Annotated in this window: 22 protein-coding genes and 1 pseudogene; 11 read left to right on the top strand and 12 right to left on the bottom strand. The window is 75.4% G+C overall.

All coding sequences use genetic code 11. The annotated features are described in order from the left end of the window. Nucleotides 1–420: 420 nt before the first annotated feature. The gene (gene dnaA, locus BMW27_RS16650) at nucleotides 421–2,175 is read right to left on the bottom strand and encodes a chromosomal replication initiator protein DnaA (RefSeq protein WP_091446041.1); all 1,755 of its coding nucleotides are present in this window, start codon (nucleotides 2,173–2,175) and stop codon (nucleotides 421–423) included. Between the two features lie 592 nt (nucleotides 2,176–2,767). On the opposite strand from dnaA, the gene rpmH reads away from it, so the two are divergent. The 8 genes from rpmH to BMW27_RS16610 all read left to right on the top strand — a co-directional run bounded on the left by rpmH (nucleotide 2,768) and on the right by BMW27_RS16610 (nucleotide 8,382). Then, nucleotides 2,768–2,905, top strand: a complete 138-nt coding sequence (rpmH, locus tag BMW27_RS16645) for a 50S ribosomal protein L34 (RefSeq protein ID WP_012951046.1) — start codon at nucleotides 2,768–2,770, stop codon at nucleotides 2,903–2,905. Nucleotide 2,906: 1 nt separating this feature from the next. Further along, entirely contained in the window at nucleotides 2,907–3,290 is a 384-nt protein-coding gene (gene rnpA, locus BMW27_RS16640) for a ribonuclease P protein component (RefSeq protein ID WP_091446039.1), read from the top strand. Next, nucleotides 3,287–3,646 (top strand): membrane protein insertion efficiency factor YidD, encoded by a 360-nt coding sequence (gene yidD / locus BMW27_RS16635; protein ID WP_245743652.1) that lies wholly within the window; start codon nucleotides 3,287–3,289, stop codon nucleotides 3,644–3,646. The genes rnpA and yidD overlap by 4 nt, the downstream gene beginning before the upstream one ends. Continuing rightward, on the top strand, nucleotides 3,639–4,784 hold the full coding sequence (yidC, locus tag BMW27_RS16630) for a membrane protein insertase YidC (protein WP_091446037.1): 1,146 nt from the start codon (nucleotides 3,639–3,641) through the stop codon (nucleotides 4,782–4,784). Before yidD ends, yidC begins: the two co-directional genes overlap by 8 nt. Before the next feature lie 93 nt (nucleotides 4,785–4,877). Then, nucleotides 4,878–5,525: a Jag family protein gene (locus tag BMW27_RS16625; RefSeq protein ID WP_091446036.1), complete on the top strand. Its 648-nt coding sequence runs from the start codon at nucleotides 4,878–4,880 to the stop codon at nucleotides 5,523–5,525. Next, nucleotides 5,522–6,193, top strand: coding sequence for a 16S rRNA (guanine(527)-N(7))-methyltransferase RsmG (rsmG, locus tag BMW27_RS16620; protein WP_091446034.1), 672 nt, complete (start codon nucleotides 5,522–5,524; stop codon nucleotides 6,191–6,193). The genes BMW27_RS16625 and rsmG overlap by 4 nt, the downstream gene beginning before the upstream one ends. A gap of 72 nt (nucleotides 6,194–6,265) precedes the next feature. After that, nucleotides 6,266–7,342, top strand: coding sequence for a ParA family protein (locus BMW27_RS16615; protein ID WP_091446032.1), 1,077 nt, complete (start codon nucleotides 6,266–6,268; stop codon nucleotides 7,340–7,342). Further along, nucleotides 7,339–8,382, top strand: a complete 1,044-nt coding sequence (locus tag BMW27_RS16610; RefSeq protein ID WP_091446031.1) for a ParB/RepB/Spo0J family partition protein — start codon at nucleotides 7,339–7,341, stop codon at nucleotides 8,380–8,382. Before BMW27_RS16615 ends, BMW27_RS16610 begins: the two co-directional genes overlap by 4 nt. Nucleotides 8,383–8,451: 69 nt before the next feature. On the opposite strand, the gene BMW27_RS16605 is transcribed toward BMW27_RS16610, so the two are convergent. From BMW27_RS16605 to BMW27_RS16565, 9 genes and pseudogenes are all read right to left on the bottom strand, one after another. Beyond that, entirely contained in the window at nucleotides 8,452–9,447 is a 996-nt protein-coding gene (locus BMW27_RS16605; protein ID WP_091446029.1) for a D-alanine--D-alanine ligase family protein, read from the bottom strand. Between the two features lie 73 nt (nucleotides 9,448–9,520). Then, nucleotides 9,521–10,924, bottom strand: a complete 1,404-nt coding sequence (locus BMW27_RS16600) for an aminotransferase-like domain-containing protein (RefSeq protein WP_245743651.1) — start codon at nucleotides 10,922–10,924, stop codon at nucleotides 9,521–9,523. Between the two features lie 127 nt (nucleotides 10,925–11,051). Then, nucleotides 11,052–12,203 carry an N-acetylmuramoyl-L-alanine amidase gene (locus BMW27_RS16595; RefSeq protein WP_245743649.1) on the bottom strand — a complete coding sequence of 384 codons (1,152 nt, stop codon included), beginning with the start codon at nucleotides 12,201–12,203 and terminating at the stop codon, nucleotides 11,052–11,054. Nucleotides 12,204–12,364: 161 nt separating this feature from the next. Continuing rightward, nucleotides 12,365–12,733: pseudogene (gene trxA / locus BMW27_RS16590) on the bottom strand (thioredoxin); the annotation flags it as partial. 80 nt (nucleotides 12,734–12,813) lie between these two features. Beyond that, nucleotides 12,814–13,776, bottom strand: a complete 963-nt coding sequence (trxB, locus tag BMW27_RS16585) for a thioredoxin-disulfide reductase (protein ID WP_245743648.1) — start codon at nucleotides 13,774–13,776, stop codon at nucleotides 12,814–12,816. A gap of 237 nt (nucleotides 13,777–14,013) precedes the next feature. Continuing rightward, nucleotides 14,014–15,636: a protein kinase family protein gene (locus BMW27_RS16580; RefSeq protein ID WP_091446021.1), complete on the bottom strand. Its 1,623-nt coding sequence runs from the start codon at nucleotides 15,634–15,636 to the stop codon at nucleotides 14,014–14,016. Nucleotides 15,637–15,704: 68 nt separating this feature from the next. Beyond that, nucleotides 15,705–17,708, bottom strand: a complete 2,004-nt coding sequence (gene murJ, locus BMW27_RS16575; RefSeq protein WP_091446019.1) for a murein biosynthesis integral membrane protein MurJ — start codon at nucleotides 17,706–17,708, stop codon at nucleotides 15,705–15,707. A 73-nt stretch (nucleotides 17,709–17,781) separates the two neighbouring features. Continuing rightward, a complete protein-coding gene (locus BMW27_RS16570; protein ID WP_091446017.1) occupies nucleotides 17,782–20,136 on the bottom strand; it encodes a DUF6049 family protein in 2,355 nt (784 codons plus the stop codon). 76 nt (nucleotides 20,137–20,212) lie between these two features. Further along, entirely contained in the window at nucleotides 20,213–20,689 is a 477-nt protein-coding gene (locus tag BMW27_RS16565) for an NUDIX hydrolase (protein WP_091220955.1), read from the bottom strand. A gap of 108 nt (nucleotides 20,690–20,797) precedes the next feature. On the opposite strand from BMW27_RS16565, the gene BMW27_RS16560 reads away from it, so the two are divergent. Together BMW27_RS16560 and BMW27_RS16555 are read left to right on the top strand one after the other, a co-directional pair. Next, the gene (locus BMW27_RS16560; protein ID WP_245743646.1) at nucleotides 20,798–22,237 is read left to right on the top strand and encodes a CCA tRNA nucleotidyltransferase; all 1,440 of its coding nucleotides are present in this window, start codon (nucleotides 20,798–20,800) and stop codon (nucleotides 22,235–22,237) included. Nucleotides 22,238–22,278: 41 nt separating this feature from the next. Beyond that, nucleotides 22,279–23,259 (top strand): matrixin family metalloprotease, encoded by a 981-nt coding sequence (locus tag BMW27_RS16555; protein ID WP_091446362.1) that lies wholly within the window; start codon nucleotides 22,279–22,281, stop codon nucleotides 23,257–23,259. Nucleotides 23,260–23,264: 5 nt separating this feature from the next. Here the strand turns inward: BMW27_RS16555 and BMW27_RS16550 are convergent, their stop codons facing one another. After that, on the bottom strand, nucleotides 23,265–24,515 hold the full coding sequence (locus BMW27_RS16550) for an MFS transporter (RefSeq protein WP_091446013.1): 1,251 nt from the start codon (nucleotides 24,513–24,515) through the stop codon (nucleotides 23,265–23,267). Between the two features lie 117 nt (nucleotides 24,516–24,632). Here BMW27_RS16550 and BMW27_RS16545 point away from each other — a divergent pair, with 117 nt between their 5' ends. After that, the gene (locus BMW27_RS16545) at nucleotides 24,633–25,307 is read left to right on the top strand and encodes a YqgE/AlgH family protein (protein WP_245743644.1); all 675 of its coding nucleotides are present in this window, start codon (nucleotides 24,633–24,635) and stop codon (nucleotides 25,305–25,307) included. Nucleotides 25,308–25,460: 153 nt separating this feature from the next. Here the strand turns inward: BMW27_RS16545 and BMW27_RS16540 are convergent, their stop codons facing one another. Beyond that, nucleotides 25,461–26,219, bottom strand: coding sequence for a hypothetical protein (locus tag BMW27_RS16540; protein ID WP_091446011.1), 759 nt, complete (start codon nucleotides 26,217–26,219; stop codon nucleotides 25,461–25,463). Nucleotides 26,220–26,309: the final 90 nt, after the last annotated feature.

Raw genomic sequence — 26,309 nt, 5'->3', positions numbered from 1 at the left:
TCCACCCCCTGTCCCCCGCTTCCCCCACCGTCCGTCCCCAGTCCGTGCCCAGGTGCGGGGCCGGGGTGCCCCGACGGCGGCCGTCCGACCAGCGCCGATGCGGTGGACCCGCAGCTCAGGACGACGGCGAGCGCGATCCCCAGGGGTGGGTGAGGATGTGGGCACGCCGGGCCGGTCGTGACGACGTGTGAGCGGACGAGGAGAGATCTCCCCAACCTGTGCACATCGCTGGGGACAACTCGTCGACCAGTCGACCCCGGTCACCGGTGCGGGTGTCCTGCGCAGCGCGCCGGGCGCGGGGACGACGACCGCCCGCCGACCCACAGGACTGTGGACAGCGACGTCCGTCGGCTCCACGTGGAACACGAGCCGTCCGCCCGGGTGCCGCTCGGGTGGTCCCGGTGGGGAGCGCCGGGCGGGTCAGCTGCGCGCGCGGCTCTTGATGCGGGCGGTCAGCTCGGTGACCTGCGTGTACGTGGCCCGCCGCTCGCTCATCAGGTTGGTGATCTTCTTGACCGCGTGCATGACCGTGGTGTGGTCCTTGCCGCCGAAGGAGGCCCCGATCCGCGGCAGCGACAGCTCGGTGAGCTCCCGGCACAGGTACATGGCGATCTGGCGGGCGTTGACCAGCGTGCGGCTGCGGTTGGCGCCCTGCAGCTCCTCCATCGTCACGGAGAAGTACTCGGCGGTGGCCGCCATGATGATCGCCGCAGTGATCTGCGGGCCCTGCTCGTCGCTGATCAGGTCCTTGAGCACGAGCTCGGCCAGCGGCAGGTCGACCTGCTGCTTGTTCAGCGACGCGAACGCGGTGACCCGGATCAGCGCGCCCTCGAGCTCGCGGATGTTGGTCTGCACCTTGCTGGCGATGAACTCCAGCACCGGGTCGGGCACCTGCAGCCGCTCGCCGTAGGCCTTCTTGCGCAGGATCGCGATGCGGGTCTCCAGGTCCGGCGCCTGGACGTCGGTGATCAGCCCCCACTCGAAGCGGGTGCGCAGCCGGTCCTCGAGCGTCGTCAGCTTCTTCGGCGCCCGGTCGGAGGTGATGACGATCTGCTTGCTGGCGTTGTGCAGCGTGTTGAAGGTGTGGAAGAACTCCTCCTGCGTCCGCTCGGCGCGCTCCAGGAACTGGATGTCGTCGATGAGCAGGAAGTCGATGTCCCGGTAGCGGCGCCGGAAGTCCTCGGCCCGGCCGGAGTGCACCAGGTTGATGAACTCGTTGGTGAACTCCTCAGTGCTCACGTAGCGCACCCGGACGTTGGGGAACATCCGCGCCGCGTAGTGGCCGATGGCGTGCAGCAGGTGGGTCTTGCCCAGCCCAGAGTCGCCGTAGATGAACAGCGGGTTGTAGGCGCGGGCCGGCGCCTCGGCCACGGCGACCGCCGCGGCGTGGGCGAACCGGTTGCTGTTGCCGATGACGAAGCTGTCGAAGACGTACTTGGGGTTCAGCCCCGGGTCCTGCGCGCCGGTCGGGGCACGGCGGTCACCGAACAGCGGGACGGCGTCGCCGCCACCGCGGGACCCGCCGCGGCGGCCGCGGGGCGCCGGCGCGGGCGGCTCGGGGGCGTCCCCGGCGTCCAGGTCGAACGGCAGCACCGCCACGCCGTCCTCGTCGAGGTCGGTGCCGCCCCAGTCGCGGTCGGCCGCACGGGTGCCGCGGCCGGTCGGGCGCCGGGCCGGCGGGCTCCAGTCGGTGGGGGCCCACTCCTCGGCGTCCCGCTCGGCGGGGCGTGCGTCGGGGGTGGTGGCGCCGTCGTCCTCCCAGGCGGGCCGGACGTCGGCGCGCACACCGAAGGCGCTGCGCCCGTCGTCGGTGCGGTCGCGGGTCTCCCGGTCCTCCTCGGCGCGCTGCGCCTCGACCACCGACCAGGGACGGCGGGTCGGCACCTCCGGCGCGGGGGCGGCGGGCGGGGCGGCCGGGCTGTCCTCCACCTGGACGGCGACGCGGATGTCCCGCCCCAGGTGCTCGGACAGCGCCTCGGCCAGCACCCGGCGCATCCGGGACTCCAGCACGGTCTGGGTGAACTCGTTGGGCGCCGACAGCACCGCGGTGTCCTCGAAGACCCCGACCGGGCGGGTGAGGTTCAGCATCGCGTTCTGCTGCGGGGACAGGCTGGTCGCCAGCCGCTCGCGGATCTGGTCCCAGACCGTCGCCAGGTCCACCGTGGCATCGGCCATGGCCCTCGTCCTCCCAGGTTCCCGTGTGTCGTCGGCCCCCGCCGCGGCCGCCCGCTGCCGGGGTCCGTCGTCCCCCGGTCGATCCCCCACTGTGGACATCCGGACACACGGCGTCCACACCGGTGTCCACAGGCTGTGCACGATCGACGACGCAGACGCACCGGCGTCCGTACGTGCGGGCCGGGCGGAGGCATCATCGCTGGTCAAGGACGAGTCGTCGCGGTTCTCCGGGGGGCGTGGTGGTCGGTCGACACCAGCGGGGCGGCTCCCGCGCCGGACGTCGGTGTCCGGTGTGGAGCGACGGCGACGCTAACAGCCCCGTCCACAGCCCGGCAACGAGCCCGGGGCGGGCTCTCGGCGCGCCGCGGGGCGTGTCGCCCGGGCGGAACGGCGCGGCACTCCCCGCGGCGCGTGCGGTCGGGGGACCATCGGGAGTCCGCGTCCGGCCGGGCCGCCGGTCCCCGCGCTCCCTCGGTTATGCTGGGCCGAGATCCGTGGACGGGAACCGGCTCGCGCCGTGTGCCCGTCCCTGTCGCGTGCGCCCGCCTCCCGGTGGGCGCGCCCCGTCGATGTCGTGTCGTAGGAGTACCTCGTGAGCAAGCGCACGTTCCAGCCGAACAACCGTCGCCGGTCCAAGACCCACGGCTTCCGGCTGCGGATGCGCACCCGCGCGGGCCGGGCGATCGTCGCCGGCCGTCGGCGCAAGGGTCGCGAGAAGCTCTCCGCCTGAGGTGCTGCCCGCGCAGGCACGCCTGCGCCGGCGTCCGGATTTCACCGCGGTCGTCCGGTCCGGCAGGCGTGCCGGACGGCCGACCATGGTGCTCCACTACCTCCCCGAACGGCCCGTGACCCCGACCCCCGGCGATGCCGGGACGGTCGGTGGTCCACGGGCCGGCTTCGTGGTGGGCAGGACCGTGGGCAACTCCGTGGTGCGCCACCGCGTCACCCGGCGGCTGCGCGCGGTCGTGCTCGACCAGCTCGACCGGCTGCCTCCCACCGCGGACCTGGTGGTGCGCGCCCGGCCGGAGGCGGCCACGGCCACCTCGGTGGACCTGACCCGCGACCTCATCGCCGGGCTCGACCGCCTGCTCACGTCCCGGACCCGGAACCCGTGAGCACCGACCCGGGCACCGAGGTCCCCGGCCGGCCGGCCGCCGAGCACGGCCGGCGTCGTCCGGTGGCCCGGGCGCTGCTGGCCGTCGTCGGCTTCTACCAGCGGGCGATCAGCCCGGCGCTCCCGCCGCGGTGCCGCTTCCAGCCCACCTGCAGCGCCTACGCCGCCGAGGCGCTCGCCGTCCACGGCGCGGGGCGGGGCAGCTGGCTGGCGCTGTGCCGGCTGCTCAAGTGCGCGCCCTGGCACCCTGGTGGCCTCGACCTGGTGCCGCCGGCCCGCACACCCGAACCCGGAACCGCCCGACCCGTCCCGTCGGCACCCCGCCGGGCCCCGCAGGAGGAGTCCCCCCGTGCTTGACTGGCTGTACACCGCCATCTCGTGGGTCATGGCGCAGTGGCACGCGCTGTGGAGCCTCGTCTTCGACGACCCCGAGGCCGGGACCGGGCTGTCGGGTCTGGCGTGGGCGCTGTCGATCGTCTTCCTCGTCGTGACCGTGCGGGTGATCCTCTTCCCGCTGTTCGTCAAGCAGGTCAAGTCCCAGCGGGCGATGCAGGAGCTCCAGCCGGAGATCGCGCGGCTGCGCAAGCAGTACGGCAGCGACCGGCAGGGTTTCAGCGAGGCGATGCTCAAGATGCAGCGCGAGCGCGGGGTCAGCCCGCTGGCCGGCTGCCTGCCGATCCTGCCGCAGATCCCGATCTTCCTGTCGCTCTTCCACGTGCTGCGGCGGCTGGCCCCCGACGCCCAGGGCCTCTACAGCTGGAGTGCCGAGCTCACCGACGAGGCCGCGCGGGCGCCGTTCTTCGGGGCCCCGATCTCGTCGTCGTTCTTCATGAGCGGGGCCAAGGAAGACGCGATCATCGCGATCACCGGGGACTACACCCAGATCCGGGTGGTCGGGTTCCTGCTCATCGTGATCATGAGCTTCACGACCTTCTTCACGCAGAAGCAGATCATGCGGCGCTCCGGCCCGGTCGAGGGTCAGGCCGCGATGGTGCAGAAGATGCTGCTGTACGTGATGCCGCTGGGCCTGTTCGTCTCCGGCTTCCTCTTCCCGATCGGCGTCCTGCTGTACTGGTTCACCAACAACCTGTGGACGCTGGGCCAGCAGTTCTTCATCCTGCGCAAGATGCCGCCGCCCGGCTCCGACGCCGCCAAGGCCAAGGCGGCCGCGGACAAGCCGGCCGTCGACCCGAAGGCGCTGGCCCCCCGGCCCGGCGCCAAGCCGGTCCGCCCGAAGAGCGGCCGCACCACCGCCCCGGCCTCCACGGTCGAGGTGGCCAACCCGACCGGTGACACCGCGGCCGACAGCGCTGGGCCCGGCACCCCTGCGGACGACGGCGCCGCCACCCCCACCGGTGCCACCGCCTCCGGTGCCACCGCTGCCGGCTCCGACGGCCCGTCGTCGGCCGCCCGCCCGTCGGGCGGCCGTCCGCGGAGCGGCGCGGGACGCGGAAGCCAGGGCCCGACCAACCGCGGCAAGCGCAAGCGCCGCTGACCCGGCGCGCGCGGCGTCCCCGTCAGGCGCCCGCGCCGGCCACCGACCACCGGGGCTGACCCCGGACGCCCGCACCCACTCGGAGGACACGCCATGAGCGCCCCACAGCACCCCACCGAGCCGGCCGGCCTCACCAGCGAGGCCACCTCCGGCGCGGTCCTGAGCCCGGTGCCCGTCGACGCCGGGGTCCCGGCGCAGCCGGACCTGCCCGATCCCGACGACGACGGCGCGGACGCCGTGGTCGAGCCGGCGGACGTGGTCGGAGACGACGACGGAGCCGACGACCTGCTGGTCCGCGAGGGCGACGTCGCCGGTGACTACCTGGAGCGGCTGCTCGACATCCTCGACGTGGACGGGGACATCGACCTGGACGTCGAGGGCGACCGGGCGTCGGTGGCGATCGTCGGCGGCGACCTCGCGGACCTGGTGGGCACCGACGGTGCGGTCCTCGAGGCGCTGCAGGAGCTCACCCGGCTCGCCGTCGCCCAGTCCACCGGCGTGCGCAGCCGGCTGATGCTCGACATCAGCGGCTTCCGTGCCCGGCGCCGGGCCGACCTGACCTCACTGGCCGCCGAGACGGCCCGCCGGGTCGCGAGCAGCGGGCAGCCGGAGCGGCTCTCGGCGATGAACCCGTTCGAGCGCAAGGTCGTGCACGACGTCATCGCCGGGATCTCCGGCGTGCACAGCGAGTCGGAGGGCGAGGAGCCCAACCGCCGCGTCGTGGTGCTGCCGGATCGGTGACCGAGCCCGCCTCGCCTGACACGGGCGCCCCGGCCGTCCCACCGGCCCCGGAGGTCGCCCGGTCGGTGTTCGGGCCCGGGCTGGCCGACGCCGAGCGCTACGTCGCCCGGCTGGCCACCGACGGCGTCACCCGCGGGCTGATCGGCCCGCGGGAGGTGCCCCGGCTGTGGGAGCGGCACGTGCTGAACAGCGCCGCCGTCGCCGATGCCGTCCCGCCTGGGGCCCGGGTGGTGGACGTCGGCAGCGGCGCCGGGCTGCCCGGCATCCCGCTGGCGCTGGCCCGGCCGGACCTCCGGCTGACCCTCGTCGAGCCGATGGCCCGGCGGGTGGAGTTCCTCGAGGAGGTCGTCGCCGAGCTGGGCGCCCCCTGGCAGGTCGTCCGTGGCCGGGCCGAGGAGCGCTCGGTGCGCGCTGCGGTGGGGGCGGTGGACGTCGTCACGGCGCGGGCGGTGGCCGCGCTCCCCCGGCTGGTGTCCTGGTGCCGCGGGCTGCTGCGCCCGGGCGCCCAGCTCGTCGCCCTCGTCGGGTCCCGCGCCGTGGAGGAGCTGCCGTCCCTGGTGCCCGAACTGGAGGCGGCCGGGATGCGGGACGTCCACGCGCGGGCTGTCGGCGCGGGGCTGGGAGAGGCTGCCACTACCGTGGTGGTCATGACGCGTGGAGCGCGGTGAGCGTTCCACGTGGAACCCGTACGACTTCCCGCGTCCGTTCCACGTGAAACGGACCGGCAGGAAGGACCTGAGATGACCGACCCGGGCCAGCGGCTGCGGAGCAGTCTCACGGCCGAGCAGTCGGCCTCTGCCGTCGAGTTCGACAGCCCCATCGCCATGGAGGCCCTGCGGGCCACCCAGGTCCTGCACGCCGCCGACCAGGAGCCGTTCCCGGTGCCGGGCCGCATCCGGGTCATCACCATCGCCAACCAGAAGGGCGGCGTCGGCAAGACCACGTCGTCGGTCAACCTCGGCGTCGCCCTGGCGCTGTACGGGCTGCGGACGCTGGTCATCGACCTCGACCCGCAGGGGAACACCAGCACGGCGCTGGGCGTCCCGCACAGCGTCGGGACGCCGTCGGTCTACGACGCGCTGGTCGGCGACAGTTCGCTGGCCGAGGTCGTGCACCCGACGACGGCCACGCCGCTGCTCTCCTGCGTGCCGGCGACCATCGACCTGGCCGGCGCGGAGATCGAGCTCGTCTCCGTCGTCGCCCGCGAGTACCGGCTGCGCCGGGCCATCGAGATCTACCTGCAGGAGCTCCCGCCGGAGCAGCGCCCGCACTACGTGCTCATCGACTGCCCGCCGTCCCTGGGGCTGCTCACCCTCAACGCCCTCGTGGCCGGCGACGAGGTGCTCATCCCCATCCAGTGCGAGTACTACGCGCTCGAGGGCCTGGGCCAGCTGCTCAACAACATCGACCTGGTCCGCCGGCACCTCAACCCGGGGATCGCCGTCCGGACGATCCTGCTGACGATGTACGACGGGCGGACGAAGCTCGCCGACCAGGTCGCCGAGGAGGTGCGCAACCACTTCGGCAGCCTCGTGCTGGACGCCGTCATCCCACGGAACGTGCGAGTCTCGGAAGCTCCGGGCTACGGCCAGTCGGTGGTCACCTACGACCCCGGATCCCGCGGCTCGACCAGCTACGTCGAGGCCGCCCGGGAGCTGGCGCACCGGGGCGTCGCGCTGCCGCCGCTGCCCTCGCGCCCGACCCCCGGCTCCCCCGTCGCCGCTCCCGTGGGCTCCGCAACCACCGTCATGGCGTTCCCCGACACCGACGCGGCCACCGTCCCCGTCCCCCCGTCCTCTGAGGAGAACAAGGCATGAGCAAGCGTGGCGGTCTGGGCCGGGGTCTGGCGGCGCTGATCCCCACCAGCGCGCCGGACGACGAGCAGCCCACCCTGCCCGGCGCCGAGACGGAAGCCGCTGGTCAGAGCGCTGGTGCGGACGCCGCACCGGCTGCGCCCGCCGCTCCCCCGGTCCACCTCCTGCCGCCGGCCGCCCAGGCGGCGGCGACGGTGGCCGCGCAGGCCGAGGCGGCCGTCGGCGTCCCCGGCGCGCAGCTGCGCGAGGTCGCGGTGGTCGACGTCGTCCCCAACCCCAAGCAACCCCGCCAGGTCTTCGACGACGAGGCGCTGGAGGAGCTCACGTACTCCGTGCGCGAGTTCGGCCTGCTGCAGCCCATCGTCGTGCGCGAGCGCGCAGAGGGCGGCTACGAGCTCATCATGGGCGAGCGCCGGCTGCGTGCCGCTCGCGCCGCCGACCTCAAGTTCGTGCCGGCGATCATCCGCGACACCACCGACGACGCCCTGCTGCGCGACGCCCTGCTGGAGAACATCCACCGGGTCCAGCTCAACCCGCTGGAGGAGGCCGCGGCCTACCAGCAGCTGCTGGAGGAGTTCGGCGCCACCCACGAGGAGCTGGCCACCAGGATCGGCCGCTCCCGCTCGCAGGTCACCAACACCATCCGGCTGCTCAAGCTGCCCGTGAAGGTGCAGACCCGGGTCGCCGCCGGCGTCATCTCCGCCGGCCACGCCCGGGCGCTGCTCGGCCTGCCGGACGCCGAGAAGCAGGAGGCGCTGGCCGCACGCATCGTCGCCGAGGGCATGTCGGTGCGGGCCACCGAGGAGGCCGTTGCGCTGGCCGTCGCCGAGGAGCCGGCGGCCAAGCGCCGGCCGCGGAGGTTCAACGCGCCGGGCGTGGAGGACCTCGCCGGCCGCCTGTCGGACGCCTTCGAGACCAAGGTCAAGATCCAGATCGGCCGGGCGAAGGGGCGCATCGTCGTCGAGTTCGGCTCGGTCGACGACCTGCAGCGCATCATCGGCCAGATGGCCCCGGACATCACCGGCCGCCGTCCCGAGGAGTGATCACACAGCGGCCCCGTTCCGTCACCGACGGAACCGGGCCGCTGTGGTGAGCGACTGGTGGCCACACCATCAGCGAGGGGTGGCGGCCCGCCGGGTCAGCAGCCGGGCGAGGACGTCGCCCAGCGAGGAGCCGGACGCCTCGACGGCCATCGGGAACATCGAGGTCCGGGTCAGTCCGGGCGAGACGTTCACCTCGAGGAAGTGCACCTTGCCGTCCGGGCTGACGATCGCGTCGGTGCGGGAGAGGTCGGCCAGACCGAGGACCCGGTGCACCCGGACGGCGAGCTCTGCCGCCGTCCGGGCCACCTCGTCGGAGACGCGGGCCGGGGAGTGGTACTCGGTGAGGCCGGGCGTGTAGCGGGAGGTGTAGTCGAACACCCCCGACTCCGGGGCGATCTCCACCGCTGGGAGCGCCTGCGGGCCCTCGCCGAGGTCCACCACCGACAGCGCCAGCTCCACGCCGTCCACGAAGCGCTCCACCATGACCGTGTCGCCGTAGGCGAAGCAGCTGACCATCGCGGCCGGCAGGTCCTCGACCCGGCTGACCTTCTGCACGCCCAGCGCGGAGCCACCCGACGCGGGCTTGACCATGAGCGGCAGGCCGAGGCGGGCGACGATCAGGTCCAGCACCGCACCGGCGCCCAGCTCCCGGAAGGTGCTGTGCGGCAGGGCCACCCAGTCCGGCGTGGTGACACCGGCGGAGCGCACGACGGACTTCGCGGCCGGCTTGTCCCAGGCCAGCCGGCAGGCCGCGGCCGGGGAGCCGACGTAGGGGACGCCGGCCAGGTCCAGGACCGCTCGCAGCGCGCCGTCCTCGCCCGTGGCGCCGTGCAGGGCGATGAAGACGGCGTCCGCGGGAGCGGCGGCGAGACCGGGCAGCAGCTCGGCGTCGGCGTCGCGCAGCTCGGCCTCCACGCCGGCGCGGCCGAGCTCCTCGGCCACCTGGGTGCCGGAGGAGAGGCTGACCTCCCGCTCGACGTTCAGTCCACCGGCCAGGACGACGGCGCGCAGCGCGTGCGGCGCGGCCTCCGACCCGGTCGCGGGTACGGGTGCGGGGTCGGTCACTTCGGCTCCTCGCTGGCGCTCGTCGCCTTCGCGACCGGCGGTGCGGTGTCTCTCGCTGACCTCGCGCGCTCGGTCATCCGAGGTCCTCGTACCGGTCGCTGTTGGCCGGGCCGACGATGCCCTCGACACCTCGCCCGCTCGGGCCCTGCGGCCCGGACACGGCCCGGAAGGTGCCGGTGTCCACGCGGTCGAACGTGGAGTGCAGGTCCAGCTCGGCCTCGATGACGCGGGCGAGCCGGCGCACCCCCTCGCGGATCTGGTCCGGCTCGGGGTAGCAGTAGGACAGCCGCATGTACTCTCGGCCTGCACCGTCGGCGTAGAAGCCGATGCCGGGCACGTAGGCCACGTGCGCGTTCACCGCGCGGGGCTGCATCAGCTTGGCGTCGAGCCCGGAGGGCAGCTTCAGCCACACGTAGAAGCCGCCGTCCGGCCGCGTCCACGTCGTGCCCGCCGGCATCAGTGCTTCGAGCGACTCGAGGGTGGCGTCGCGCCGCTCCCGGTACAGCTCGACGAAGTGCTTGATCTGCTCACGCCAGGGCTGGGTGTCCAGGTACCGGGCGACGGCGTACTGGGTCAGCGAGGGCGGGCAGAGCACCTGCGCCTCGGTGGCCAGCACCAGCTTCTCCCGGACCGCCAACGGGGCGAGCACCCAGCCCACCCGCAGGCCCGGCGAGAACGTCTTGGAGAACGAGCCGAGGTAGATGACCCGGCGGTCGTCCCGGGCCCGCAGCGCGCGCATCGGCTCGCGGTCGAAGCCGAGCAGGCCGTAGGGGTTGTCCTCGATGACCAGGAGGTCGTAGCGGTCGGCGATCTCCATGACCGCCTGCCGCCGCGGCTCGGACAGGGTGACGCCGGCCGGGTTGTGGTAGTTCGGCACGGTGTAGAGGAACTTCACCCGGTCGCCGGCGGCCCGGCACTCCAGCAGCGTCTGCTCCAGGGCCTCGGGGATCAGCCCGTCGTCGTCCATGGGGACGTGCCGGACGCGCGCCTCGGCCGCCTGGAAGACGCCGAGCGCGCCGACGTAGGAGGGCCCCTCGGCCAGGATCACGTCGCCGGGGTCGCAGAAGACGCGGGTCACCAGGTCCAGCCCCTGCTGGGAGCCGACGGTGACGACGACCTCGCTGGGCGAGGCGTCGGTGATGCCCTCGAGGGCCATGACGTCGCAGATCCGCTCGCGCAGCCGCGGGTCTCCCTGACCCGAGCCGTACTGCAGCGTCTGCGCGCCCATCCCGGACACCAGCTCGCCGATCATCGAGCCGACCGCGTCCAGCGGCAGCGCGGTGACCGCGGGCATCCCGCCGGCCAGCGAGACGACCTCGGGGCGGCTGACGACGGAGAACAGCGCACGGATCTCCGAGGCCTTCATCCCGTGCGTGCGTGCTGCGTACCGGTCCGCCAGCGGGTCCAGCCGCGGGTGCCGCGGAGCGGGGTGGTGCACACCGGGGCCCGGGGGTGTTCCGGGCTGGAGATCGGCCACATCCCGAGTGTAGGGAGGCGATGAGCGCACCCCGCCGGGGACACGGCGAGCGGACGGACTGGTCCCGTCCCGACCGTCACACCCGTCGCGACACCCCGGCGAGATCGCCGGTCCCGCCGCTGATCGGTCAGCTGCGTCCGGGCAGCACGAAGGTGCCGGTGGGCGGGTCGGCCTCGGCGGGCAGGAACAGCCGCTGGACGGCGGCGAGGACGGCGCTGGCGACGGTGCTGCGCAGCCGGGCGTCGAGCAGCAGCAGCCGGTCGACCGGGTGGGACAGGTAGCCACAGTCGAGCCGGACGGCGGGCATCCGGGTCGTCCGCAGCAGGTCCCAGGTCTTGGGGTGCGAGCCCAGGTCGAGCATGCCGGTGCGGGCCACCACCTCGCGGCGCACCAGGTTGGCGAACTGCTCCCCCACGGTCGACGAGGCCCCCGAGCCGGTGCCGTAGTAGTAGCTGGCCACCCCGCGGGCGTGCTCGGAGCTGTGCGCGTCGGTGTGCAGCGAGAGGAACAGGTCGGCGCGCGCGTGGTTGGCGAACCCCGTCCGTTCGGCCGGGGTGGGGTCCTGGTGACGACCGCGGGTCAGGTAGACCGTCGCGCCGGCCGCGGCGAGCCGGCCCTCGATGCGCGAGGCGAGGTCGAGCACCAGGTCGGCCTCGGTGGTCTCCCCCGCGGTGAAGCCGGTGTCGGTGCCGCCGTGGCCGGGGTCGACGACGATGCGCCGGCCGATCAGGTGCGGGCCGCTCTCGACGAAGCTGGCGCTCTGCCGCAGCAGCTGCGGCCGCCCCCCGGTGACCTTGCGGCCGAGCTGGCGGAGCGCGCGGAGGGTGGCCGGCCCGCAGGTGCCGTCGGAGGTCAGGCCGTAGTCGCGCTGGAAGGCCCGCAGCCCGGCCTCGGTCTCCGCGCCGAAGACGCCGTCGACCGGGCCGGCGTCGTAGCCGAGCTCGTGCAGCCGGTCCTGCAGGTTGGTGACGTCGTCCCCGCGCATGGGCCGGACCGGGTCGTGGTGCAGCAGCCGGTCACCGAGCGACCAGCGGGCCTCGGACAGGGCGCGGTAGGTCTCCTCGCCGACGCGGCCGTCGACGGTGAGCCCGCGCACCTGCTGGAAGTGGCGGACGGCGAGCTCGGTGGCCGGGTCGTAGGCCGCCTCGTCCAGCGACGCCTCCTCCGCGGACCCCGCTGCCGGCAGGAGGGTGAGGGCGCGCAGGGCGGCGTGCACGTCGGCCACGGCGGGGCCACGGTCTCCCGGGCCCAGGGGCTGCATGCTGCTGTCGGTTCCCATCGTGGGTGATTGTGGTCCCCGGGCCGGCTCACGGCCCGATGGGCCCCCCGACGTGCGAGGGCCTCCCCCGCCAGTGGCGGAGGAGGCCCCAGTGGTGCGTGTGGTCCGGCCCCGTCCAGAGGCTCGCCGCGAGCGGGCGAGCGGTGAGGGGGACGGGGTCCTCAGAGGTAGTCGGCGAGGTCGGAGAGGATCGCGCCCTTCGGCTTGGCGCCGATGATGCTCTTCACCGGCTTGCCACCCTGGAACACCGTCATGGTCGGGATCGACATGACCTGGTAGTCGCGGGCGATCTGCGGGTTCTCGTCGATGTTGAGCTTGGCGATCGTCAGCTTGTCGCTGTGCTCGGCGGCGATCTCCTCGAGGACCGGGGCGACCATCTTGCACGGCCCGCACCACTCGGCCCAGAAGTCGACGAGGACGGGCTTGTCGCTGCCCAGCACGTCGTCGGCGAAGGTCGCGTCGGTGACCGTCACGGTGTTGCCTGCCATGGTCGTTCTCCTCGTGGCTCGTTGAGGGTCGGAGCGCAGGGGCTCCGACCACGTCGTTCTGTCAGGGACAACCCGCGGAACGGCGGGTGTATGCCCGCGTCAGGCGGCCCTACCGCAGGGGCTCAGCGCTCGCCGAAGGTGGCGGCCAGCCAGCGCTCGGCGTCGATGGCCGCCGCGGCGCCGGTGCCGGCCGAGGTGATGGCCTGCCGGTAGATGTGGTCGACGACGTCACCGCAGGCGAAGACGCCCTCGATGTTGGTCCGGGTGGTCGGGTGCTCGACCTGCACGTAGCCCTCGTCGTCCAGCTTGAGCTGGCCGGCGAACAGCTCGCTGCGCGGGTCGTGGCCGATGGCCACGAAGACACCCGAGACCGGCAGCTCCTCGGTGGTGCCGGTGCCGACGTCGGTCAGCTGGACGCCGGAGACGGTCTGCTCGCCCAGGACGTCGGTGACCTGCTTGCCGAGCGCCCAGCGGATCTTCTCGTTCTCCTGCGCCCGCTTCTGCATGATCTTAGAGGCGCGCAGCTCCTCCCGCCGGTGGACGACGGTCACCGTCTTGGCGAAGCGGGTGAGGAAGGTGGCCTCCTCCATCGCCGAGTCACCGCCACCGACCACGACGATGTCCTGGTCGCGGAAGAAGAAGCCGTCGCAGGTGGCGCAGGCCGAGACGCCACGGCCGAGCAGGCGGGCCTCGTTGTCCAGGCCGAGGTACCGGTACTTCGAGCCGGTGGCGACGATGACGGCGTGCGCGCGGTGCACCTCGTCGCCGACCTTGACGATCTTCGGCTCGGCGGTGAGGTCGACCTCGCTGACGTCGCGGGCGACCAGCTCGGCGCCGAAGCGCTCGGCCTGCGTGCGCATGTCGTCCATGAGCTGGGGGCCCTGGACGCCCTCGGCGAAGCCGGGGAAGTTCTCGACCTCGGTCGTGGTCATCAGCGCGCCGCCGAACTGCGAGCCCTCGAACACCAGCGGGTGCAGGTTCGCGCGGGCGGCGTAGATCGCGGCCGTGTAGCCGGCCGGGCCCGACCCGATGATGATCAGGTCACGGACGCCGTCGTGCTCCGCGGGCGGGATGGCGGGCTCCACGGGCGCCTCCGTCACCGCGGGGCCTGGGGTCGGGTGGTTCGTCGTCACGCGCGGCACAACGAGGATCGTAGGTCCCGCATTCCTGGTCAACGGCCCCGCCGGAGGGTGTCGACACCCCCGTGGCGGGTCTCGGTCCCGTCCGGGGGCTCGCCGCCGGCCCCGTCCCGGGTCCCGCCCCGAGCTCGGGAGGGGTGGGGAGGACGGGCCCCTCCACGGTGGGGGGCAGGGGGTCCTCCCTCAGCTCGCCGGCGTGAGGGTGACCTCGGCGACCGCGGCGGAGAACCCGCCGTCCGACGGCGCCAGCCCGGTCAGCCACAGCAGCACGTAGCGGGTGGTCACCGGCTCGTCGAAGGACAGGTCCGCCGAGTCGCCGAGCTCGCCGTCGGCGACCGGGTCGAAGGAGTCCAGGTCGCCCTCGGCCTGGTCGCCGACCCGCACCTCCACCGTGGCGCCGGCGGTACCGCTGACGCCCAGGCCCGCCAGGGCCTGCTCGGAGCCGAGGTCGTAGACGATCCCGATGCCGTCCTTGAGGTTGCCGAACGCCGGCGACCCCCGGTAGGTGACCGTCGACCAGGCGGTGGCCGGGTCGCCGTCGAAGGACAGCGGGACGTCGTCGGGGTTGTCCGGGTCGCCGTCGCCGAACGGGTCGTACACGCTCGCGCCGGCGATGCTCAGCGCCGGGCTGTCGCCGGGGGCGGGCGTCTGCCCGGCGGGGGGCGCGCTGGTCGCCGGCGCGCTCGACACGGGGGACGGGTCGGTGGCGACGTCGTCGGGCGAGATCAGGTTGCCCAGGTAGACCGCCAGGGCGATCACCACGACCAGCGCTGCCAGCGGCAGGCCCACGACGAGCAGCCGTCGCCGTCCCGCCTGCGCGGCCTCGTCGTCACGCAGGTCCCCGTCCGCGGGACCGGCCGACAGCGGCAGCAGGTCGTCGCCGTCCTCGTCGTCCTCGTCCCACCGGCCGGGGACCGGCGGGAGCCCGCGGGCCTCCGGTGGCGGGAACGCGGTCCCGGAGGCGTCCCGGGTCGGTGCGGGGTCGACCGCGACGCCGTCCCCGGAGCCCTCGCCGCGGTCCTCCTCGCGGCGCTCGCGCAGCCGGCGCAGCCACCCGCTGTCCGACTCGTCCGGCGCGCGCCCCGGATCGGCGGTCTGCCCGGTGCGGGGGCGCTCGGCGAGCAGCGCGGCCATCGCGGCGACGCTGGAGAGCCCGGCGCCGGGCTCGGTGGAGCGGGCGCGGCGCACGAGCGCGGCGAGGTCCGGCGGCATCCCCGGTGCCCGGCCGGCGGGGGCCGTGCCCGGGCGGCGGCCGGTGAGGCAGTACTCCAGCAGCTCCCCGAGGGCGGCGACGTCGCCCTGGACGGTGCCGCTGGCGGCGGGCACCGAGCGCAGTCCGACCATGCCGTTCGGCCGCAGGACGACGGTCTCCGGGGTGAGCCCGCCGACGGCCAGCCCGACCCGGTGGGCCGCGGCGACGCCCTCGGCGAGCCGGCGCAGCACGGTGCGCGCCTCCCGTTCGGGCATCGGGCCGGCAGCCAGGCTCTCGGCGAGGGTGCGCCCCTCGATCCACTCGTTGACGACGTAGGCCGCGCCACCCGGCGCCTGCACGTCGCCGTTGCCCTCCGCGGCGTCGTAGACCATCGCCAGCGCGGGCGTCGCGAGCCCCCCGGCGGTCAGCGCGCGGGTGATCCACTCGCGGGCGGCCGGCCCGCCCGGGGTGTGCACCCGGATGGCCACGTCGCGGTTGAGGATCCGGTCCTTGGCCCGCCAGCAGTGGATGACCCCGGTCGCGGTGGTCTCGGTCGGGCCGACCTCGTCCAGCGGGCGGTAGCGGTCGGGGAGCCCGGTGGTCGTGGACGTCATCGGTGCGCCCGGCCCCCCGTCCCCTCCCGGCCGGCGGCTCGGTTGCCCCGGCGGCGGCGCCACGCTGCTCACCCGCGCCGCCCCAGCCGGGCCCGAACAGCTGCCAGGGGTTCCCGGACCTCGGGGACGCGGGCGACCACGAACCCGAGCAGGGTCGCGACGCCGATGACCACGGTACCCAGCAGCACGGTGCCGAGCGAGCCTGCCACCGATGCACCCAGCGCGCCATCGGCCAGGGACACCGCGAGCCAGCCGAGCAGGCCCGCGACGAGGGCGACCGCGGCGGTCCGCAGCACCGGGAGCAGCGTCGCCCGGGTCTCCAGCACCCCGAGCCGGCGGCGCAGCACGACGTGACCGAGCACCCAGCCGGCCACGTAGGTGAGGCTGGTGACCAGCATCAGGCCGGCCACCACCAGGTCCTCCGACACCACGACCGGGACGAGCAGCAGCAGCGGCACCCGGACGGCGACCATGCCCACCTGGATGAGCGTGGGGGTCCGGGCGTCCTTCGTGGCGTAGAAGACCCGCAGCTGCAGCAGGGTCACCGCCATCGGGAGCAACCCGAAGGCGCCGACGGCGAGCGCGATCCCGATGGCCCGGGCGTCGTCGACGCCGGTGTTGCCGCGCCCGAAGGCCACCACCGCCAGCGGCGGGCCCAGCACGGTCAGCGCCGCGCTGACCGGCAGCAGCCCGAGAGCGGACAGCCGGGTGCCGAGGGAGAGGTCGCGCACCACGCCGGGGACGTCGGAGCGGGCGGCGGCCCGGCTCATCCGCGGCACCAGCGCGGTCAGCAGGGCGACGCCGATGATCCCGTAGGGCATCTGGAACAGCAGGCTGGCGTTGGCGAAGCCGATCGAGCCCAGCCCGCCCTCGCGGCCGGCGGCGTTGGCGATCCGGGTGGCCACCACGACGCCGACCTGGCTGATCGCGACGTAGCCGACCACCCAGAGGCCCAGCGTGCCCGCCTCGCCCAGCCCGGTGTCGCGCAGCCCCCAGCGGGGGCGCAGCGGGACGCCGGCCCGGCGCAGCAGCGGCAGCAGCACCAGCGCCTGCACGGCGATGCCCAGCGTGGTGCCGACGCCGAGCAGCCAGACCTGGGTGTCGGTGATGGTCAGCGGGGTGAGGTCGCCGGGGCCGCTCGCGGCGACGAAGAGCACGCCGGTGGCGATGACGACCACGTTGTTGAGCACCGGCGCCCAGGCCGGCGGGCCGAACACCCCGCGGGAGTTGAGGATCGCCTGCGCCAGGGCGCCGATGCCGTAGAAGACGATCTCCACGAGCAGGATCCGGGCCAGCCAGGTGGCCAGCTCGTACTGCGCGGGGTCCTCGTCGAGGCCGTACAGCGCGGTCAGCAGCGGTGCGGCCAGCACGGCCAGCCCGGTGACGACGACGAGCCCGCCGATGGCGACCGTGGCCAGCCGCTGGGCGTAGGCGGCGCCGCCGTCGTCGTCCCGCTCCTGGGCGCGCACGAGCAGCGGGACGACGACCGAGGTCAGCACGCCGCCGAGCAGCAGCTCGTAGACGATGTTGGGCAGCGTGTTCGAGGTGTTGTAGGCGTCGCCGACCAGGCCGACGCCGAGCGCCGCCGTCAGCACCATCGTGCGCAGCAGCCCGGTGATGCGGGAGACCAGCGTCGCCACCGCCATCGTCCCGGCGGCCCGCAGGATGCCGCGGCTGGCGCCGGGACGGCCCTCGCGGGCCTCGACCTCCTCCTCGGTCTCGTCCACCGGGCGCGGCACCGCGGGCAGGACCGGGATCAGCTGGGTGTCGTCGGGCCCCGGCACCCACCGCGAGGCGCGGCGCGGGGGCGGCACCGGGGGGAGATCGCGCACGCGCGGCGCCGGTGGCGGGACCGGCGGCAGCGGCCGGCCGCCCGGCGGCGCCTTGGGGTAGGGCGGCGGGGGCAGCGGCAGGGCCGGCGGGGTCCCCGGACCGGCCACGGGCGGTGGCTCCCGGCGTGCCCGCTCGCCGGGCCGGGACGCCGGGGAACGGTCCTCGATCGGCCGGCGGGTGGCGGGGGGTGGCGGCACGGGGGGCAGCGGGCGGTGCTCCTCCACGGGGCGGTCGGTCACGAGCCCCCCTCGCCGGCGCCGGGGCAGCCCGCGACCGGAGCTGCCGTGGTCGTCGGTGAGCTCGCGACCTCGCTCACACCGGGCTCCGCGTCGGGGGCAGCGGCACCGCCGCGCCCTCGGGTGCCGGGCCGCCCGGCAGCCCGCCGTCCCCGTCGGTGGGGGTGCCGCGGCGGCGGCGCAGCAGGTAGCGCACCAGCCGGCGCAGGAAGAGCAGCCCGAGCAGCGCGGCCGCGCCGATGGTGATGATCACCGAGATCGACCCGTACGCGGTGCTCTGCACCTGCAGCTCCACGGGGTCGCCCAGCGGCGTGCCGTCCGGGGTGGTGAGCGTGGCCGCGACGCCGAAGCGGCCGGACTGGCGCACCTCGGTCGGGACCGTCAGCGTCGTCCGCTGCTCGGGCCCGAGGACCTCGTCGCCGAGGTCGCCCACCGACAGCGCGTTGCCGCGGGTCTGCACCCGCAGCTGCACGCGCAGGGCGAAGGGCAGGTCGTTGCGGACGGTGAGCACGAGCGGTGAGTCGCTGGAGGCGAGGCTGTAGGTGCCGGCGGCCGGGGCGAGCAGGGTGACCCGCCCGAGCAGCCGGCGCATCGTCGTCCGCAGGTCCGCGGCGGCCGCGGCGAACGCCGCGGGGTCGTCCCGCCAGGCGGCCGAGGTGGCGCGCGCGATCGCGGCGTCCCAGGGGGCGAGCACCGCATCGGCGTCCCCGAGGACCGCGCCGGCGAGCTGGTCGCGGACGGCGACCGCAGCGGTGACGTCGGTCAGGCCGGCCGGTTCCAGCCCGCCCGGGTCGGCCGGGGCGACCAGCTCGCCGGCGTCGGTGGCCGGCCCGTCGCCGAGCTGGGCCACGGTGGCCGGCCGCAGCCCCGGCAGCTGTGCCGCTGCGGCCATCATGGCGCTCACCGCGGCGGGGTCGGCGTCGACCTCGCGGGGCGGAGCCACCAGCACGCTCTGCCCTGCGGCCGCGTCGCCCGGCCGGAGGGTGAGGAGCGCGAGCTCGGCGACGGTGCGCTGCTCGGCGGCGCGGCGGCCCCCCGGGACCTGCGCGGCGTTCCCTGCGAGCTGGCCGAGCGCGGGATCGGCGACCAGGACGTCGACGGCACCGTCCTCGGTGGGCACGGTCGTCCGCGCCGCGGCCGGACCGTCCAGGCCGAGCGCGGCCGCCCCGTCGGTGAGCCCGCCGGGGGCCAGCACGACCTCCTGGACGCCGCCGTCCTGCAGGACGGCGAGCGTCTCGGGGCGCAGCGAGCCACCGACCGCCCAGGCGAGGTCGGTGCGTGCGTCCACGCCCAGGACCTCCCGGAGGACGTCCGCGCCGGCGGTGCCCCCGGTCCCGGTGGGCGCTGCGGTCGGCGGGGCGGTGGGGGCGTCGGGATCGTCCTGCGCCGTCCCCTCGGGGCTGCCGGGCAGGCTGCGGGTGACGACCGCCGACAGGCCGGCCGCGGTCAGGGCGTCGGCGTCGACGTCGCCGTAGGGCAGCGCGACGACCGGGTGGTCGGCGGCGACGGCGCGCAGCCGCCCCAGGAAGGCGGCGGCCTCGTCGGTGCCCGCCCCGGCGCCCTCGTCGCCGGCGACGGCGTAGGGGCCGTCGGCCATGACCTGCAGCTCCTCGACCAGTGCGGGGTCCACGGCGAGGGTCACCGGGACCACCGGTGTCGGCTCGCCGCCCCCGGGCGGCACGGTCTCGGGCAGCTGCTCCACGGCGGCCAGCGCCCGGTCCAGCCGGCCGCCGGTGGACACCTCGCCGGTCAGCCCGTCGTCGACGAAGGCGCCGGACGCGTCGCGGTGGGTGCGCTCGACCAGCGGCCACAGCCAGGCGACGCCGGCCGACGTGGGCGGCAGCACCGACGGCTGGACGAGGTAGGTGGTCAGCTCCCCCACGCGGCTGCGGTCCCCGTCGGACCCGGCGCCGTTGAGGTTGAGCAGCACCGGGTAGACGCCCTCCCGGTCGATGGCCAGCGCGTCGCTGGTCGTGGTGAGGGTGAAGGACGCCGAGGCGCCGGGGCGCAGCTCTGCGGCGACGTCCTGGAACGGCGTGACGGCGACGGCCGTCAGGTCGCGGGCGCCGTCGACCGCCTGCAGCTCGGCGCGGGTGCCCAGCGGCTGGCCGCGCTGCAGCCGCACGTCGAGGTCCTCGATCGTCTCCGTGCCGGTGTTGGTCAGCTCGCCGGCGATGGTGACCGGGACGCCGGGGGCGAGCGTGCGGGGCTCCAGCCGGGTGAGCTCGATGCTCACGGAGCGGTCGTCGGCGACCCCTTCGGCGGCAGCCGGGTCCTCCGGGGCGGCGGCCGCGGACGGCGCCAGCACGACGAGGGGAGCCGTGAGCGTCCCGGCCAGGGCGACGCCGACCGTCGTCCCCCGAGCGGTGCGGCGGGGGGAGGACGCTGCGGACCGGCCGCCGGCGCCCCCGGCAGCCGACCGCCGGCTCACGACAGCTCCTCGCCGGCGCCTGTCGGCCCGGTGAGGCGGCCGTCCGCGCTGTCTACCGGTGAGCTCGCCGCCCCGCTCACGCGCTGTCGGCGAGGAGCGCGGGCGCCCGCTCGACCAGTGCTCGCTCGTCGGCGTAGGCGAGCCGGGCACCGAGCTCGTCCAGGGGCACCCAGGCCACCTCGGTCACCTCGATGTCGGCGTCGGACAGGGCTCCCCCGATGGCGCGGAGCAGGAAGTGGTGCACGGTCTTGTGCACCCGGCGGCCGTCGGCGACGAACCAGAAGTCGATGATGCCGAGCGGAGCGACGACCTCGCCGATGATCCCGGTCTCCTCGGCGACCTCCCGGACGGCGGTGTCCTCCGGGGTCTCGCCCTCCTCGATGTGCCCCTTGGGCAACGACCAGAGCAGCCGCCCGCGACGGTCGGTGCGCCCGATGAGGGCGGCGCGCGGTCCCGTGATGGGGTCGTCGGCCACCACCAGGCCCCCGGCGGAGGTCTCGTCGACCCGGCGCAACCGGCGGCCGGGGCGCCCTCGCCCGCCCGTCCCAGCCATGCCAGGAGGGTAGCGCGCGGCACGCCACTACCCTGGATCGTCGTGTCCGGTGAGCCTCTCGTTCCGACGGCAGCTGCTGCGTCCGTGCCGCCCGCCGTCCAGGAGACGGTGCGCGAGCTCGTCGACCTCTCCCCCGTGCTGACCCGGCTCGGTGCGCGGTTCACCGCCGCGGGTTTCGAGGTGCACCTCGTGGGGGGCTCGGTCCGCGACGCGCTGCTCGCCGCGGGCTCCGGGGGTGGGCGGGGGACCGGCGTGGTCCCCGGCGACCTCGACGTCACCACCGACGCCCGGCCCGAACAGGTGCTCGGCCTGCTGCGCGGGTTCGCCAGTTCCACGTGGAACACCGGCATCGCGTTCGGCACGGTGGGCGCCGAGGTGGACGGCGTCCGGCTGGAGATCACGACCTTCCGTGCCGACCGCTACGACCGGGAGTCGCGCAACCCCGAGGTGGCCTGGGGGGACTCGCTCGTCGACGACCTCGCGCGCCGGGACTTCACCGTCAACGCGATGGCCGTGTCGCTCGGCCCCGACCGCACCGTCACCGACCCCTACGGCGGCCTGGGCGACCTGCTGGCCGGCCGGCTGCGGACGCCGGGCGCCGCGGTGGAGTCCTTCGCCGACGACCCGCTGCGGATGCTGCGCGCGGTGCGGTTCGTCGCCCAGCTCGGCCTGACCCCGGTCGACGAGGTGGTGGAGGCGATGACCTCGCTGGCCCCCGAGCTCGGCCGGATCACCCCGGAGCGGGTGCAGGTGGAGCTGTCGAAGACGCTGCTGCAGCACTCCCCCCGGGCGGCCCTGGAGCTGTTCGTCGCCACCGGGCTGGCCGACGTCGTCCTGCCCGAGCTCTCGGCGCTGCGGATGGAGATCGACGAGCACCACCAGCACAAGGACGTCTACACCCACTCGCTGACGGTGCTGGACCGGGCGATCGCGCTGGAGGAGGCGGATCCGGACGCGGAGTCGCCGGACCTGGTGCTCCGGCTGGCCGCGCTGCTGCACGACATCGGCAAGCCGGCCACCCGCCGGCACGAGCCGCGGGGCCGGGTCTCCTTCCACCACCACGAGGTGGTCGGGGCCAAGCTGGTGCGCAAGCGGCTGCAGGCGCTGCGGTACTCCAAGGACGTCGTGGAGTCGGTCGCCCGGCTGACCTTCCTGCACCTGCGCTTCCACGGCTACGGCCGCGGCGAGTGGACCGACTCCGCCGTCCGCCGCTACGTCACCGACGCCGGCGACCTGCTGCCCCGGCTGCACAAGCTGGTGCGCTCGGACTGCACGACGCGCAACAAGCGGCGGGCCGCGGCGCTGTCGGCCACCTACGACTCGCTGGAACGGCGGATCGCCGAGCTGTCGGCGGCCGAGGACCTCGCGCGGGTGCGCCCGGACCTCGACGGCAACGCGATCATGGAGATCCTCGGCATCCCGCCCGGTCGCGAGGTCGGCGAGGCCTGGAAGCACCTCAAGGACCTGCGGCTCGAGCGCGGCCCGCTGGCACCGGAGGAGGCCGAGGCCGAGCTGCGCAGCTGGTGGGCCGCCCGCACCGGGACCTGACCGGGCTGCAGGCGGAGCTCCCTGCTGCCGACAGGAGAGACGTGCCAGAACAGCGACCCGGCCCGGACCCGGGCTCCCGGCTGCCCACCTCGCCCAGCGGGCGCACGCCGCAGTGGGTGGTGGACGAGGCGCTCGGCCTCCCCGTCCAGCCGGTTCCGTGGCGGGCCCCCGGGCCGCCCGCCCGCCGGCGCCGCGGGTCGGGCCTCCTCGGACTGCTCGCCGTCCTGCTGGTCGTCGGCGGCTCGCTGGGGGCCGCCGTCCTCACCGGAGCCGTGCCGTGGCCCTGGGACCGCGCCGCGCCGGCCGGCCTGGCCCCGGACCGCAGCGTCCCGCTGGCTGCCCCGACGGACCGTCCGTCCCCCGGGGTGGAGGCGAGCCGGTCGCCACGGGGCAACCCCGCACCGGCGCCGGGAGCCGGTGGGCCGCACGCCTTCTCGCTGGTCCAGGCCGACGGGGCCACGCCGGTGGCCTACGACCCGTGCCGGGTCGTGCACTACGCGATCCGGCCCGATGGCGCCCCTCCGGGCGGGGAGGAGTTGGTGCACGCGGCCGTGGCCCGGATCGCGCAGGTGACCGGCCTGGTGTTCGTCCACGACGGACCGACCGACGAGGTCCCCGCCGCCGAGCGGGAGGTGTTCCAGCCCGACCGCTACGGGGACCGCTGGGCTCCGGTGCTCGTCGCCTGGGAGACCGAGGCGGAGAACCCGGACCTCGCGGGCGACACCGTGGGCCGGGCCGGCAGCCTGGCGGTCTCGCTGGGTGAGGGGACGCGGGTCTACGTCACCGGCACGGTGTCGCTCGACGCCGACCAGTTCCCCGAGATCCTGGCCCAGCGGGACGGCGAGGCCACGGCCTCGGGGATCGTCCTGCACGAGCTGGCGCACCTGGTGGGCCTGGACCACGTCGACGACGAGTCCCAGCTGCTGTACCCGCAGACGGTGCCGGGCGTCACCGACTTCGCCGACGGGGACCTCACCGGGCTCGCCCGCCTGGGGCGAGGAGCCTGCGTCCCCGAGCTCTGACCCGCTCAGCGGGGCAGCGCGGACCGGGCGGCGACGCCGGCGGCGAGGACGTAGGCGGCGCCGACGGCGACCATCGCGGGCGGGGAGACGCCGTCCGGCGGCAGCAGGTGCGCCGCTCCCAGCAGGGCGGCCACGTAGCCGACGTTGACCAGCATGTCGTAGACGGAGAACACCCGGCCGCGGACGTCGTCGTCCACCACCTGCTGCAGCGTGGCGTCCACGCAGATCTTCACGCCCTGCCCGAGGAAGCCGAGCACGGCGCCGGTCAGGACGACGGTCGCCGGGAGGAACGGCAGGCCCAGCGCTGCCAGCAGCAGACCCCCGGCACCCAGCAGCAGGGTCACCCACCGCGCCGTCCCGAGGCGGCGCACGGCCGCCGGCGTCACCGCGGCCGCCAGCAACGTGCCGCACGCCCCCGCGGCCAGCGCCACCCCAGCTCCCAGCAGCCCCTCCCCGGACGGCGAGGCACCGCGGAAGAAGAGCAGCGTGACCAGCGTGACCAGCCCGAAGCACAGCCGGTGCACGGTGATCAGGGCCAGGGCGGTGGCCGCGGGCGGGCGGGCGCGCACGTGCCGCGCGCCGGCCACCATCCCGGCGACCACCTGCCGCGCGGACGGCCGAGCGGCGCCCTGGTCCGGGCCCAGGGCGCCGCGGGCGAACCCGGCGGCGAGCGCCGCGGCGAGCAGGTAGGGGACGGCCGCCCCCAGGGTCAGCGCGGCGTACCCGGCGTCCCCCGTGGTCCCCGCGACCTGCTGCAGCGCGACCGCCACCGCCCCGCCGGCCACGGTGGCCACCGCGCCGGACGTCGTCGACAGCGCGTTGGCCGGCACCAGGTCGGGAGCCGTGTGCGGGAGGGACGCCGACAGCGCGGAGAGCACGAAGCGCGCGACGGAGAAGAGCACCAGCCCGGTGAGCAGGAACGGCGCGCCGGCCGACCCGCCCACCACGAGCAGCGCCAGGACGGCGACCAGCACGGCGCGCAGCAGGTCGGCGTGCACCAGCACCTGCCGCCGGCTCCACCGGTCCAGCCAGACACCGGCGAACGGCCCCACCAGCGACCAGGGCAGCAGCAGGACGGCGAACGCGGCGGCGACCTCGACCGGGTCGGCCGCGCGCTGCGGGTTGAACAGGACGGTGCCGGCCAGGGCCGCCTGCAGCACGCCGTCGCCGAACTGCGCGGACAGCCGGGTGGCGAGCAGCCGGCGGAAGTCGCCGCGGGCCAGGAGGGAGCGCACGGTCGTCCCCGCCTGCCGCACCCGGTCACCCTACGGTGGCCACCCCTCCCCACAGGGTCGACGACGGGCCGGGAGGCCGTCCGGCGGAGGCGCGGCCGCTCCCTCCAGGTGGCGTTCCGGTGGGGCACACTGGGAGCGATGACTCCCCCGTCCTCGCCCGATCCCGAGTCGGGGCCGCCGGCCCGGCCCGCGACGGGCCGACGTCGCCCGGACGCGGTCCCCGCGCTCTCGACGGGCTGCCTGGACGACGTGCGGCCCGGGTCGCTGCTCGTGGCGATGCCGAGCCTGACCGACCCGACCTTCGCGGGCACCGTCGTCTTCGTGCTCGACCACAACGACAGCGGCACGCTGGGCGTGGTGCTGGGCCGGCCGAGCCAGGTGGAGATCCGCGACGTGCTCCCCGGCTGGTGCGACCTCGCCGTCGACCCGGTCGTGTTCCACGTGGGCGGGCCCTGCGAGACCGACACGGCCCTGTGCCTCGCCGTCTGCGACCCGGCCCTCGGCGCGTCCCCGGACGAGGACTGCGGCCTGCGACCGGTGGCCGGCGACGTGCACCTGGTCGACCTGGACGCCGACCCCGAGGAGCTGGTCGGCCGGGTCCGGGGGCTGCGGGTGTTCGCCGGCTACGCGGGCTGGTCGCCCGGCCAGCTGGCCGCAGAGGTCGCCGAGGGCGCCTGGGCCTGCGTGCCGGGCAGCCCGGACGACGTGCTGAGCGAGCTGGCCGGCCCGGAGTTGTGGCGCCGGGTGATGGGCCGCCAGACCGGGCGCCTGGCGGTGCTGTCGACGGCACCGGCCGACCCGTCCGCGAACTGACCCCGCGCGTCCCCCGTGCGCTGGGGCGCGGCATCTGGTAGGAACTCCCCCGGGAGGGGCGGTCTGGGGAAGAGGCCGCCCCTTCCGCACGTCCCGGCCCCATCCAGGGGCTCACCCCGAGCCTGCGAGGGGTGAGGGGACGGGGTCCCTCCGCTACAGACCGACGGTCGCCGCCACCTCGGGGTGCGCCGACCCGTCCACGGACTCCCCCTCGGCCGGCAGCGTGATCTCCCGCGGGCCGTGGTCCGACAGCGTCACCGTCACCTCGAACTCCTGGCCGGGCAACGACGTGCGGTACTGCACCAGCAGGTCGGTGGACCGGTCGACCGCGACCGACCAGCCGGCCTCCGAGGCGTAGAGCTGCGCGAGCTCGCCGTCGATCGAGCGGTCGCCCTCCCACGTGTAGCCGGCGCCGCGGAAGTCCCCGCCGTCGTCCGGCTCCTCGGCGGAGAGGTTGAGCACCACCGTGGTGAGGACGTCGACCAGCGGCGCCTCCTCCCCCAGCGCCACCGGACGGTGCACGTAGGAGGCCTCGGGCAGCCCCTCGGCACCCAGCACGGCGGCCAGGCCCGGGACCTCGCCGAACCAGAGTCCGTCGGCGGTGAAGAACAGCGTGCGGGTCTCGTCGGGCCGGCCGTCGCCGTACGAGGTGACCGCGTGCGCGCGACCGGCGCCACCGGCGAGGTCGACCTCGCCGGTGAGGGTCAGCACGGTGTCCTCGCCGTAGGGGGCGGTGACCACGAAGTCGGCACCGCCCCGTTCGTGGTTGTCGGCGAGCAGCTGCGCGAGGAGGTCGGCCTCCTCAGCGGTGACCGGCGCGCCCTCCGCGCGCTCGCCGGCGCCGGAGCAGCCGGCCAGGACCGCCATCGCCAGCCCCAGCGCCGGCAGCAGCGGAGGACGGCGCGCGGACATGCGGGCAGCCTAGGCAGCCGGGCAGGTCGTCGATCGCGTCCCACGCGGACGCCCGGCATGCGCCGGGGCCCGCGATCCGTGCGGACCGCG

The organism is Geodermatophilus poikilotrophus, assembly GCF_900111455.1.
Classification (GTDB): Bacteria; Actinomycetota; Actinomycetes; order Mycobacteriales; family Geodermatophilaceae; genus Geodermatophilus; species Geodermatophilus poikilotrophus.
Note: the sequence above shows the minus strand (reverse complement) of the source record. Positions and strands in the feature narration are given on the sequence as shown.